The sequence below is a fragment of the Streptomyces sp. NPDC021020 genome, assembly GCF_044333285.1.
Classification (GTDB): Bacteria; Actinomycetota; Actinomycetes; order Streptomycetales; family Streptomycetaceae; genus Actinacidiphila.
Genome location: NZ_JBIRQQ010000004.1, coordinates 694,720 through 707,133 on the forward strand (window position 1 = coordinate 694,720; position 12,414 = coordinate 707,133).

11 protein-coding genes are annotated in these 12,414 nt (G+C 74.7%); 3 read left to right on the forward strand and 8 right to left on the reverse strand.

The window, feature by feature from the left end; all coding sequences use genetic code 11:
- Positions 1-23: 23 nt before the first annotated feature.
- The 4 genes from ACH4SL_RS14810 to ACH4SL_RS14825 form a co-directional block, all read right to left on the reverse strand.
- Positions 24-1,145: a hypothetical protein gene (locus tag ACH4SL_RS14810; RefSeq protein WP_398445167.1), complete on the reverse strand. Its 1,122-nt coding sequence runs from the start codon at positions 1,143-1,145 to the stop codon at positions 24-26.
- 58 nt (positions 1,146-1,203) lie between these two features.
- Positions 1,204-1,932 (reverse strand): ABC transporter ATP-binding protein, encoded by a 729-nt coding sequence (locus ACH4SL_RS14815; RefSeq protein ID WP_398445358.1) that lies wholly within the window; start codon positions 1,930-1,932, stop codon positions 1,204-1,206.
- 256 nt (positions 1,933-2,188) lie between these two features.
- Complete coding sequence (locus ACH4SL_RS14820; RefSeq protein WP_398445169.1) at positions 2,189-3,550, reverse strand: aspartate aminotransferase family protein; 1,362 nt, start codon at positions 3,548-3,550, stop codon at positions 2,189-2,191.
- 2 nt (positions 3,551-3,552) lie between these two features.
- Entirely contained in the window at positions 3,553-4,014 is a 462-nt protein-coding gene (locus tag ACH4SL_RS14825) for an Lrp/AsnC family transcriptional regulator (protein ID WP_398445360.1), read from the reverse strand.
- 220 nt (positions 4,015-4,234) lie between these two features.
- Between ACH4SL_RS14825 and ACH4SL_RS14830 the strand changes: the two genes are divergently transcribed.
- Positions 4,235-5,668, forward strand: a complete 1,434-nt coding sequence (locus ACH4SL_RS14830; RefSeq protein WP_398445171.1) for a gamma-aminobutyraldehyde dehydrogenase — start codon at positions 4,235-4,237, stop codon at positions 5,666-5,668.
- Positions 5,669-5,674: 6 nt separating this feature from the next.
- On the opposite strand, the gene ACH4SL_RS14835 is transcribed toward ACH4SL_RS14830, so the two are convergent.
- A complete protein-coding gene (locus tag ACH4SL_RS14835; RefSeq protein ID WP_398445173.1) occupies positions 5,675-6,364 on the reverse strand; it encodes a glycerophosphodiester phosphodiesterase in 690 nt (229 codons plus the stop codon).
- Entirely contained in the window at positions 6,358-7,392 is a 1,035-nt protein-coding gene (locus ACH4SL_RS14840) for an adenosine deaminase (RefSeq protein ID WP_398445176.1), read from the reverse strand. The genes ACH4SL_RS14835 and ACH4SL_RS14840 overlap by 7 nt, the downstream gene beginning before the upstream one ends.
- 234 nt (positions 7,393-7,626) lie before the next feature.
- Here ACH4SL_RS14840 and ACH4SL_RS14845 point away from each other — a divergent pair, with 234 nt between their 5' ends.
- Together ACH4SL_RS14845 and ACH4SL_RS14850 are read left to right on the forward strand one after the other, a co-directional pair.
- On the forward strand, positions 7,627-8,076 hold the full coding sequence (locus ACH4SL_RS14845) for a bifunctional DNA primase/polymerase (protein ID WP_398445178.1): 450 nt from the start codon (positions 7,627-7,629) through the stop codon (positions 8,074-8,076).
- Between the two features lie 107 nt (positions 8,077-8,183).
- The gene (locus ACH4SL_RS14850; RefSeq protein ID WP_398445362.1) at positions 8,184-9,698 is read left to right on the forward strand and encodes a CoA-acylating methylmalonate-semialdehyde dehydrogenase; all 1,515 of its coding nucleotides are present in this window, start codon (positions 8,184-8,186) and stop codon (positions 9,696-9,698) included.
- On the opposite strand, the gene ACH4SL_RS14855 is transcribed toward ACH4SL_RS14850, so the two are convergent.
- Together ACH4SL_RS14855 and gabT are read right to left on the reverse strand one after the other, a co-directional pair.
- A complete protein-coding gene (locus ACH4SL_RS14855) occupies positions 9,657-10,295 on the reverse strand; it encodes a phosphatase PAP2 family protein (RefSeq protein WP_398445180.1) in 639 nt (212 codons plus the stop codon). The two genes, ACH4SL_RS14850 and ACH4SL_RS14855, sit on opposite strands and share 42 nt — an antisense overlap.
- A 609-nt stretch (positions 10,296-10,904) precedes the next feature.
- Positions 10,905-12,239 (reverse strand): 4-aminobutyrate--2-oxoglutarate transaminase, encoded by a 1,335-nt coding sequence (gene gabT, locus ACH4SL_RS14860; RefSeq protein ID WP_398445182.1) that lies wholly within the window; start codon positions 12,237-12,239, stop codon positions 10,905-10,907.
- Positions 12,240-12,414 lie beyond the last annotated feature (175 nt).

Sequence of the window (12,414 nt, forward strand, 5' to 3'; positions counted from 1 at the left end):
AGCCCGCCGGGCCCCTCACGCCGTCACCGCGTCGCCGGAACGGTCGCGAAGGCCGCGACCACGGCCGTCAGCGGCACCGCGACGGCCAGCACCACGCCCGTGCGCAGCGCCGCCGCACCGCGCAGCAGCGCCGGCGGCGCGCCGATCTCGCGCAGCGCCGTCGTCGACCGGGCGCGCGCGCCCGCCGCCTGCGCGAGGGCGGTGCCGGCGACCGCCAGCACGCACACCCCGATGAGGGCCGCCGCGAAGGTCGTCAGCGGGCCCAGCCGGTGACCCGAGCCGTGCTGCAGGTCGTGCACCGCGAGCGCCGCCGTCGCCGTCGCGCATACCAGGCCCAGCGGCCGGCCGGTCCGGCGGGATTCCTGCTGGAGGGCGCGCCCCGCCAGCAGCCGCAGCGCGCCCGGCCGGTGCAGCGCCAGCAGCCGCCCGCACAGGTGCACCAGACCCGGGCCCGCCAGCACCATCCCGGCCGAGGCGACGACCCAGCCCGCCACCGTCGCCGCCGACACCGCGCCCAGCCCGCTGGGCAGCGGCAGCGCGTCCCCGCGCGGCGCGCTCACCTGCACCGCGAGCCCCACCGCGGTCAGCGCCACACCCCACGGCAGCCCCGCGGGCCCGGCGCCCGGCTTCGGCGCCGGCGGCTGCCACAGCCGGACGGCGACGGCCGCCGCGGCGCCCAGCGGCACCACCGCCAGCAGCGTCACCACGCCCGCGGCGGGCAGCCGGTGCCCCGCGCCCAGCACCTGCGAGACCGAACCGGAGTACGGCACGCCGCCCAGGTCACCGCGCAGGTAGAGGAAGCCCAGCAGGGAGAGTCCGCTGCCGGCCGTGCAGGCCAGCGCGGCGCTCCCGGCGCCGACCAGCACCGTCGCCCGCCGGCCCAGCCCCACCCCGGCGAGCCCCGTACCGGGCCAGCGCAGCGGCTGCGCGAGCCCCGCGACGGCCGCGAGCTGCACGGCCGCCGCGGCGGGCAGCACGCACCACACCAGCCGCACCCCGGCACTCGCGCCGGGCTGCTGGTGCCCCAGCGCCCAGCCGAGCGCCGACAGCAGCAGCAGTCCCGTGCCGCCCGCCGCGGCCACCACCGTCAGCCACCGCCCGAGCGCCCCGATCCGCGCCCCCCGCACCACCCGCCAGCTCAGCACGCCGCCACCTCCCGTACGGTCCGCAGGGTCGACACCGCTCCGTGCGCGCCGGCGGCGGTCATGCGTTCGCCGGGGCCGGGTCGGGGGTGCCGTGGTCCGGGGCGTGGACGGGGGAGTCCGTGCGGCCGTCGCGCAGTGTGACGGTGCGGTCGGTGTAGCCCGCGGTAGCCGGGTCGGATCCCGCCAGGACGACCGTCATCCCGTGCGACCGGGCCGCGCTGGCCAGGGTGCGCAGCACCTGGGCGCGGTCGGAGTGGTGCAGCGGCGCGGCCGGGTCGTCGGCGAAGACCACCGCGGGCGTACCGACCAGCGCCCGGGCCACCGCGACCCGCTGCTGCTCGGGCAGGAGCAGCACCCCGGGGTGGCGGCGGGCGGCGCCGCCGATGTCCAGCCGGTCCAGCCACTCCTGCGCCTCGGCGCGCGCCGCCCGCGGCCGTACGCCGCGCATCAGCAGCGGCAGCGCCGCGTTCTCCCACGCGGTCAGCTCCGGTAGCAGCGCGGGTTCGCTGCCGACCCAGCCGAAGCGCTCGCGGCGCAGCAGGTCGCGCGCCGCCTCGGGGAGCGTGTGCACGCGCCCGCCGTCGAACCACACCTCACCCTCGTCCGGCGCGATCTGGCCGGACAGGCAGCGCAGCAGCGTCGTCTTGCCGGAGCCGCGCGGCCCGACCACACCGAGGATCTCCCCCTGGCGGACGCCGACCGTGACGCCGAGCAGGGCCGGCGAGCCCCGGAGGGAGTGGCGCAGCGAGCGGGCGAAGAGCATGTCGTTGTCGGGCGGGGCCACCATGCCGTTCCTCCGCGGGTCGTCGTCCCCCGGCGGCGGACGGCGCCGGTGCGCCGCGCGGGCGCCGGGGTGGGCGGTCACTCCCCGGCACCGTAGGCAGCCGGTGGCCGGTCGGACCGCAGGCGCGGCGGCGCAGGTCGCCGATCCGTCCGTTCGGGTGAGCGCCGCCGGGGCCGGTCGGGGGGCCGGGCCCACGGGAGAGCCGGGGCCGGTCGGGGGGCCGGGCCCACGGGAGAGCCGGGGCCGCCCGCGGCCGGCGTCAGAGCTTGGCCCAGGCCCGCGTCAGGACGTCCCGCAGGATCGCCTCGATCTCGTCGAAGAGCCGCTGCCCGGCGATGAGCGGCGGGGCGAGCTGGATCACCGGGTCGCCGCGGTCGTCGGCGCGGCAGTAGAGGCCGTTCGCGAACAGCTCGCGGGACAGGAAGCCGTAGAGCACGCGCTCGGTCTCCTCCGGCGTGAAGGTCTCCTTGGTGGCCTTGTCCTTGACCAGCTCGATGCCGTGGAAGTAGCCGCTGCCGCGGACGTCGCCGACGATGGGCAGGTCGCGCAGCCGGTCGAGGGTGGCGTGGAAGTCGGCTTCGTGGTCCCGTACGCGCTGGTTCAGGCCCTCGCGGTCGAGCAGGTCGAGGTTGGCGAGGGCGACGGCGGCGGAGACCGGGTGGCCGCCGAACGTGTAGCCGTGCAGGAAGGCCTCGCCGCCGCGGTGGAAGGGCTCGGCCACCCGGTCGGAGACGATGCAGGCGCCGATCGGCGAGTAGCCGGACGTCATGCCCTTGGCGCAGGTGATCATGTCCGGCACGTAGCCGTACCGCTCGCAGCCGAAGGTCGTGCCGAGCCGCCCGAAGGCGCAGATCACCTCGTCGGAGACGAGCAGCACACCGTGGCGGTCGCAGATCTCCCGCACCCGCGCGAAGTAGCCGGGCGGCGGCGGGAAGCAGCCGCCCGCGTTCTGCACCGGCTCCAGGAAGACCGCGGCCACCGTGTCGGGGCCCTCGAAGAGGATCTGCTCCTCGATCCGGTCGGCGGCCCAGCGGCCGAAGGCCTCGGGGTCGTCGCCGTGCACGGGCGCCCGGTAGATGTTGGTGTTCGGCACCCTGAACGCGCCCGGCACCAGCGGTTCGAACGGCGCCTTGAGCTCGGGCAGGCCGGTGATGGACAGCGCGCCGTGCGGGGTGCCGTGGTAGGCGACGGCGCGCGAGACCACCTTGTACTTCCCCGGGTTGCCGGTGAGCCGGTGGTACTGCTTCGCCAGCTTCCACGCCGTCTCGACGGCCTCGCCGCCGCCGGTGGTGAAGAAGACCTTGTCCAGGTCGCCGGGCGCGAGGTGCGCCAGCCGCTCGGCGAGCTCCACCGCCCGCGGGTGCGCGTAGCCCCAGACGGGGAAGTACGCCAGCTCCGCCGCCTGCCGGGCGGCGGTCTCGGCCAGCTCGCGCCGCCCGTGGCCGGCGTTGACCACGAACAGGCCGCTGAGCCCGTCGATGTAGCGCCTGCCGCGGTCGTCGTGGATGTACGCGCCCTCGCCGCGCACGATGACCGGAACGGGCGTGTCCGCGTAGTCCCCCATCCGGGTGAAGTGCATCCACAGGTGGTCGTAGGCCGCGGCCGACGTGCGTGCGCTCATGGCTATCGCGTTCCCCAGGAGTAGGTCTGCTTCCGGAGCCCCAGGTAGACGAAGCTCTCGGTGGACCGCACACCGGGCAGCGCACGGATCCGCTTGTTGATCAGCTCCAGCAGATGGTCGTCGTCCTCGGCGACGATCTCGGCGAGCAGGTCGAAGGAGCCCGCGGTCACCACCACGTACTCCACCTCGTCCAGCCCGGCCAGGGCGGCGGCGACCGGTTCCACGTCGCCGTCCACGGTTATGCCGACCATCGCCTGCCGCCGGAAGCCGATGGTGAGCGGGTCGGTCACCGCCACGATCTGCATCACGCCCTGGTCCAGCAGCTTCTGCACGCGCTGGCGGACCGCCGCCTCGGAGAGGCCCACGGCCTTGCCGATCGCCGCGTAGGGGCGGCGGCCGTCCTCCTGCAACTGCTCGATGATCGCCTTCGACACCGCGTCGACGGAGGGTCGCGCGCCGTTCATGTCACGTGTGGCCACCCGGCCCACTGTGCAGGAGACTTCGGCGGTCCGGCAAGCCGAAACCGATGAAATACGCAGTGTGGAGGTCATGGATTCACTGATTCGGTCGTTGCCGGGAGCCGGGTATGTCGGATCCCGCAGCCCTCGGGCTAGGCTGGGTACTGTCTCAGCCTGTGGACACCCGACACAGCAGCACGATCCGGACGACCAGGGAGCAAACGCCGTGACCGAACTCCGCACTCTGCGCAACCACATCGACGGAGAATTCCGCGCCGCCGCGGACGGCCGCACCACGCAGGTGGTCAACCCGGCGACCGGCGACGTCTACGCCACCGCGCCGCTGTCGCGGGCCGCCGACGTCGACGCGGCCATGGCGGCGGCGGCCGCGGCCTTCCCCGGCTGGCGCGACACCACGCCCTCCGACCGGCAGAAGGCGCTGCTGCGGATCGCCGACGCGGTCGAGGCCCGCGCCGCCGAGCTGGTCGGGGCCGAGAGCGAGAACACCGGCAAGCCGATCGGGCTGACCATGAGCGAGGAGATCCCGCCCATGGTCGACCAGATCCGCTTCTTCGCGGGCGCCGCCCGCATGCTGGAGGGCCGCTCCGCGGGCGAGTACATGGAGGGGATGACGTCCTTCGTGCGGCGCGAGCCGATCGGGGTGTGCGCGCAGGTCGCGCCGTGGAACTACCCGATGATGATGGCGGTGTGGAAGTTCGCCCCGGCCATCGCCGCGGGCAACACCGTGGTGCTCAAGCCCTCCGACACCACGCCCGCCTCCACCGTGCTGCTCGCGGAGATCATGGCGGAGTTCCTGCCGAAGGGCGTCTTCAACGTCGTCTGCGGCGACCGCGACACCGGCCGGCTCATGGTCGAGCACCGCGTCCCGGCGATGGCGTCCATCACCGGCTCGATCCGCGCCGGCATGGAGGTGGCCGGCTCCGCCGCCCGCGACCTCAAGCGCGTCCACCTCGAACTGGGCGGCAAGGCACCGGTGGTGGTCTTCGAGGACGTCGACATCCCGCGCGCCGTCCAGGACATCGCGGTGGCCGGCTACTTCAACGCCGGCCAGGACTGCACCGCCGCCACCCGCGTACTGGTGCACGAGTCGGTGCACGAGGAGTTCACCGCCGCGCTCGCCAAGGCCGCCGCCGAGACGAAGACGGGCCTGCCGACGGACGAGGACGTCCTGTACGGGCCGCTCAACAACGCCGGCCAGCTGGAGCGGGTCAGCGGCTTCATCGACCGGCTGCCCGCGCACGCCAAGGTCGAGACGGGCGGCTTCCGGGTCGGCGAGGTCGGCTACTACTTCGCGCCCACCGTCGTCTCGGGCCTGCGGCAGGACGACGAGATCGTCCAGCACGAGGTCTTCGGCCCGGTCATCACCGTGCAGTCCTTCGCCGACGAGGACCAGGCCGTCGAGTGGGCCAACGGCGTGGACTACGCGCTCGCCTCCTCGGTGTGGACCCGGGACCACGCGCGCGCCATGCGGATGTCGCGGCGGCTGGACTTCGGCTGCGTGTGGATCAACACCCACATCCCGCTGGTCGCCGAGATGCCGCACGGCGGCTTCAAGAAGTCCGGCTACGGCAAGGACCTGTCGGCGTACGGCTTCGAGGACTACACGCGCGTCAAGCACGTGATGACGTCCCTGGACTGATCCCCCTCAGGAGCGGGCGCGGCGGGCGACGAGCCGCTGCAGCGACGCGAGCCGGTTGGTGGTGATCGAGTCGGCCCCGAACGCCAGCAGCCGGCGCATCGACGGCGGCCAGTCCGCCGTCCATGCCGCCACCAGCAGGCCGTGCTCGCGCGCGAAGCCCACCGTCGCGGCGTTCACCAGCCCGAAGCGCAAATTCAGCCAGCGCGGCGCCACCTCCGCGAGCAGCGCGTCCGCGGGCAGGGCCGAGGTCTTCCAGGTCAGCGCGATCTCGGCGGCCGGGTCCGCGGCCCGTACCGCGCGCATCGCGCCGAGCTCGCCGCAGTAGTAGACGCGCTCGGCCGCGCCCGCCGCCGCGACCGCCGCCAGCGTGGGCGCCACCTGCGCCGCCCCGGTCAGGTCGAGCAGCATCCGGCCGCGCGCGTGCCGGTCCAGCTCGGCCAGCGCGGCCGCGAGCGTCGGCACGCCGCCCCCGGTGGCGTCCGCGACCTGGCCGAGGGTCAGCGCGTCGACCTCCCGGGGACGGCCCCACAGCCGGTCCAGCGACCGGTCGTGCAGCAGCACCGGCACCCCGTCGCGCGTCAGCCGCACGTCGACCTCCACCGCGTCCGCGCCCTTGAGCAGCGCCGAGCGCACCGACGGCAGGGTGTTCTCGCGGTGCTCGTACGGATCGCCGCGGTGGGCGACGACCGTCACCATGCCGCGGTGTACGCGTCGATCTCGGCGGCGATCCGCGCCTTGCCGGGCGTCTCCAGGAAGGACGCCTCCACGGCGTTCTTCGCCAGCGCCGCCACCCCGCGGTGGTCCAGCTCCAGCAGCCGGGCGGCCACCGCGTACTCCGTGTTGAGGTCGGTGCCGAACATGGGCGGGTCGTCGCTGTTGACGGTGACCAGGACGCCCGCCTCGATCATCTGCCGTATCGGGTGCTCGTCGAGGGTGGCGACCGCGCGGGTGGCGATGTTGGAGGTCGGGCAGACCTCCAGCGGGATCCGGTGCTCGGCCAGGTGCTCCAGCAGCCGCGGGTCGCCCGCCGCGCTCGTGCCGTGGCCGATCCGCTCGGCGCCCAGCTCGCGCAGCGCGTCCCACACCGTCTCCGGCCCGGTGGTCTCCCCGGCGTGCGGCACGCTGTGCAGCCCGGCGGCCCGCGCGCGGTCGAAGTACGGCTTGAACTGCGGGCGCGGCACCCCTATCTCGGGCCCGCCGAGGCCGAAGGACACCAGGCCGTCGGGCCGCAGGTCCACGGCCATCCGCGCGGTCTCCTCGGCGGAGACCAGCCCCGCCTCGCCCGGGATGTCGAAGCACCAGCGCAGCGTCACCCCCAGCTCCGCCTCCGCCGCCTTGCGCGCGTCCTCGATCGCCGCCATGAACTCCCGGTCCGGGATGCCGCGCCGGGTCGAGCTGTACGGGGTCACGGTCAGCTCGGCGTAGCGCACGTTCTGCCGCGCCATGTCCCGCGCCACCTCGAAGGTGAGCAGCCGCACGTCCTCGGCGTCCCTGATGAGGTCGACGACCGACAGGTAGACCTGGATGAAGTGCGCGAAATCCCGGAAGCTGAAGTAGTCGGCGAGCGCCTCGGGATCGGTCGGCACCGCCGAGTCCCGGTGCCGCGCGGCCAGCTCCGCCACGATCCGCGGGGAAGCGGACCCCACGTGGTGGACGTGCAGTTCGGCCTTCGGCAGCCCGGCGATGAAGGCGTCGAGCCCGCCTGCGGCGGCGCTGTCGGGCATGCGGATCCTCCTGGGAGCGGGTGGCGGGCACCGGCTGCGGTGCCGCCTCATCGTAGAACGCCGCTCCCGCGCCGCGTGCGGTCCTCCTGCGCGCAGGGCCAGCGGCCGCCGGGCGTCCGGGCGGGATGTGAGCCGCGTCACTACCAGTCGGTAGGCGAACCCGCGTAAGAGCTGCCGCCCCGCCCGCTCTCCTCCGGTGACGGATGTGCGCCACGCGGCAGAAGGAGGAGCGGCATGTGCAGCGCCGGAGCGAGGAGCGCGGTCGAGTGGCTGGTGTCGGCGGCACACGACCCGGCGGCCGTCCGCCGGGAATGGGAGAGCAACCCGCTGGGGGTCGTCCTGCTGCCCGCCGGGCGGCTGTGGGACGTACTGATCGTGCGCGGCGAGCTGGGCCACCCCACCCTGGACGTCCTGACCGGCCTCGCAGGCCGGCCGGGACCGGTGCTCGCCGACTTCGGCGACTCGCGGCTCGGCTTCTTCGTCCCCGCGGGCACCACCGACCGCTGGCTGGCCGGCGGGGTACGCGGGCTCGGCAGCGGCGCCTGGATCGTCGTCCCCTACCCCGGCCGCCCCACCGGCGGGGTGCGCTGGCTCGTCCCGCCGGACGGCACCGGCCACCTCACCGACCCCGAGGTGCTGGAGGCCGCGATGCACGAGGCGGCCGCGCGGCTCGCGGGCGGCTGAGCGGACCGGGGCCCGTACCCGTACGGCCGCGCCCGCAGCGTGGTGCTTGAGGCGCGGCCCCCGGCGCGGCGAGACTGGCGGGAGGACGACGGCGACGCAAGAGGGGCCTGCCCGTGACACAGCCGCAGCGCATCACCCACCGGATCGCCGGCCGCCCCTGGACCGGCACCGCCGCCCGCCACGGCGACGTCCACGACCCGGCGACCGGCGCTGTCACCGGGCGGGTCGACCTCGCCTCGGCGGACGTCGTCGACGAGGCCGTGGCCGCCGCGCTCGACGCCTTCGCCGACTGGCGGCACGCCTCCGTCGCCCGCCGCAGCGCGGTGCTCTTCGCCTTCCGCGAGCTGCTCCACGCCCGCCGCGAGGAGCTGGCCGCCGTCGTCGTCGCCGAGCACGGCAAGATCCACACCGACGCGCTCGGCGAGATCGCCCGCGGCCTGGAGGTCGTGGAATACGCGTGCGGCATCCCGCACCTGCTCAAGGGCGGCTACACCGAGCAGGCCTCCACCGGGATCGACGTCTACTCGCTGCGCCAGCCGCTCGGTCCGGTCGCCGTCGTCTCGCCGTTCAACTTCCCCGCGATGGTCCCGCTGTGGTTCTTCCCGCTCGCGATCGCCGCGGGCAACACCGTCGTCGTCAAACCCTCGGAGAAGGATCCCTCGGCGGCGAACCTGCTGGCGGAACTGTGGCGCGAGGCCGGGCTGCCGGACGGCGTCCTCAACGTCGTGCACGGCGACCGCGAGGCCGTCGACCGGCTGCTGGAGCACCCGGACGTCAAGGCGGTCTCCTTCGTCGGCTCCACCCCGGTCGCCCGGCACGTCCACGAGACCGCCACCCGGCACGGCAAGCGCGTCCAGGCGCTCGGCGGCGCCAAGAACCACATGCTCGTCCTCCCCGACGCCGACCTCGACCTCGCCGCGGACGCCGCCGTCAACGCCGGGTACGGCTCCGCGGGGGAGCGCTGCATGGCCGTCTCCGTGCTGGTCGCCGTCGACCCGGTCGGCGACGGACTGGTCGAGCGGGTCAAGCAGCGCATCGCCGGCCTCACCGTCGGCCCCGGCTCCGCGCCCGGGTCGCACATGGGCCCGCTCGTCACCGGCGCCCACCGCGACCGCGTCACCTCCTACCTGGACGCCGGGGTCGCCGCGGGCGCCGAACTCGCCGTCGACGGCCGCAAGCACCCGCTGTCCCGCGACGCCGCGGAGGGCGGCTTCTGGCTCGGCCCGACCCTCTTCGACCGCGTCCGCCCCGGCATGCCGGTCTACGACGACGAGATCTTCGGCCCCGTCCTCAGCGTCGTCCGCGTCGCCTCGTACGACGAGGGACTCGCCCTGGTCAACGCCAACCCGTACGGCAACGGCACCGCGCTCTTCACCCGCGACGGCGGCGCGGCCCGGCGCTTCCAGCACGAGGTCGAGGTCGGCATGGTCGGCATCAACGTGCCCATCCCGGTGCCCGTCGCCTACTACTCCTTCGGCGGCTGGAAAGCCTCGCTCTTCGGCGACACGCACGCCTACGGCGAGGACGGCGTGCGCTTCTTCACCCGCGCCAAGGCCGTCACCCAGCGCTGGCCCGACCCCTCACACGGCGGGATCAACCTCGGATTCCCCACCCACACCTGACTCCCGGCCCCCCGCGGCCACCGCCCGGGCCACCACCCCGGCCGCGGCCACCGCCGACAGCAGCGACGCCGCCAGGCACCAGCTCGCCAGCACGTCCAGCGGCCAGTGGTAGCCGTGCCACACCAGCCCCGCACCCACCCCCGCCGCCGGCAGCAGCGCCGCGGCGTACAGAGCCCGGCGCAGCGCCGCCCGCCCGACCGCCGGCAGCACCAGCAGCGCCGCGGCGCCCACCGCCACCGAGGAGGTCGCGGTGTGGCCGGAGGGGAAGAAACCCGCGTAGCCGTTCGGCCCCAGCCGCAGCTTGCCCGGCGCGGGCCGTGCCACCGCCGACTTCACCAGCCCGACCACCAGCGGCACCAGGGCCATCGCCAGCACCGCGGCCAGCGGGGGCAGCCACCACAGCAGCAACCCGGACCGCCGCCCCCGCACCCCCGCGACCACCACGGCCGCGAGCAGCAGCGGCACCGCCACCTGCACGTTGCCGACGTCCGAGAGCACCTGCGCGGGACCGTTCAGCGCCGGATGCGCCGCCGCCGCGCGCTGGAACCAGCCGAGCACCGCCCAATCCCGCGCCACCAGCCGGCCGCCGCCGGACACTTGCGCGGTAAGGACGGCGAAGAGGGCGGCACCGGCGCAGAAGACCGCGGCGAGGGCGTAGAGACCGCGGGCGGCGGTCCGGACGGGCCCGGTGCTCAGGGGGCTCCGGGTACTCCCGGCAGCAGAATGCCGCCCCGGAACAGGGGGGAGAGCTCCGGGGCGGCCAGGGCGATCGCCGAGCCGCCCGTCCCGGGGGGTGTGGGACGAACGGCCGACCGATCGGCGAGGTGCGCCGGGCCCGTCCGCGGACCCGGCAGTTTCGTGCGCGAGGGCACTGCCGTGCCGGCGATGGGGAATCGCCGACCCGTTGCCGCCTTTCGCCGGATCCACCGGAGCCGGTTTCGAGCGGGGTGTTCGCAAGAAACGGTAGGGCACCCCGAAGGGGCCGGACAGCCCGATCACCCGTCCGCCATCAGGCCCGCACACCTTCTTCACGACCTGCGCCCTCCCGCCAGGATCCGCCGACCCGGCGGCGTCGCACCCGGCCCGCGTCCCCGCTCACGTCCCGTTCCGGCCGTCGGCCCCGGCCTGCTCCGACCCCGGTCGCGGCCCGTTCCGACCCTGATCCCGCGCCGCTCCGACCCCGGCTCACACCGTTCCGACTCCGGCTCACACCGTTCCGGCGAAGGCCTCCTCGATGATGCCGAGGCCCTCCTCCAGCAGATCCTCCCCGATGACCAGCGGCGGCAGGAAACGCAGCACGTTCCCGTACGTCCCGCAGGTGAGCACCACCAGGCCGGCCGCATGGCAGGCCTTGGCCACGGCCGCCGTCAGGGCCGCGTCCGGCTCCTTCGTGCCCGGCCGCACCAGCTCCACGGCGATCATCGCACCGCGGCCGCGCACCTCGCCGATCGCCGGGTATTTCTCCTGCAGCGCGCGCAGCCGCGGCGTCATCACCTCGCCGATCCGCCGCGCCTTCGCCGGCAGGTCCAGCTCCTTCATCGTCGCGATCGCGCCCAGCGCCGCCGCGCACGCCACCGGGTTGCCGCCGTAGGTGCCGCCCAGGCCGCCCGAGTGCGCCGCGTCCATGATCTCCGCGCGCCCGGTCACCGCGGCCAGCGGCAGCCCGCCCGCGATGCCCTTCGCGGTCGTGACGAGGTCCGGCACCACGCCCTCGTCCTCGCACGCGAACCACTGGCCCGTCCGGCAGAAGCCGGTCTGGATCTCGTCCGCCACGAAGACGATCCCGTTGTCCTTCGCGAACTGCGCCATCCGCGGAAGGAAGCCGCGCGCCGGCACGATGAAGCCGCCCTCGCCCGCGATCGGCTCGATCACGATCGCCGCCACGTGCTCCGCGCCGATCTGCTTGGTGATGACGTCGATCGCCTGCGCGGCCGCCTCCTCGGCGGCGTGCTCCGGCCCGGTCAGCCAGCGGTAGCCGTACGCCAGCGGCACCCGGTAGACCTCGGGCGCGAAGGGCCCGAAGCCCTCCTTGTACGGCATGTTCTTCGCCGTCAGCGCCATCGTGAGGTTGGTGCGCCCGTGGTAGCCGTGGTCGAAGACCACGACCGCGGGCCGCTTGGTGTAGGCGCGGGCGATCTTCACCGCGTTCTCCACCGCCTCGGCACCGGAGTTGAACAGCGCGGACTTCTTGGCGTGGTCGCCCGGCGTCAGCGCGTTGAGCTGCTCGGCGACCTCGACGTAGCCCTCGTAGGGCGTGATCATGAAGCAGGTGTGGGTGAAGTCCGCGAGCTGCTCCGACGCCCGCCGCACCACCTCGGGCGCGCTGTTGCCCACCGACGTCACGGCGATGCCGGAGCCGAAGTCGATCAGGCGGTTGCCGTCCACGTCCTCGACGACACCGCCGCCCGCCCGCGCCACGAACACCGGCAGCGTCACGCCCACCCCGTCCGCGACCGCCGCCGTCTTCCGCCCCAGCAACTCCCGCGACCGCGGCCCCGGCACCTCGGTGACCAGCCTGCGCTCCTGCGGCAATCCGCCCATGACGCCCACTCTCCTCGATTCCCTCACCAGCGACCCATCCGGACCCTCCCCGCGAGGCTAGGCTCCCCCTTTCCACCGCCGCATACGCCGAACGGTCACACTCCCCGGCGAGTCTTCGCCGCAACGGCCAGTGCCCCGCGCTCCGCGGGGCGGGTGGCATCCGGCCAAGATCCTT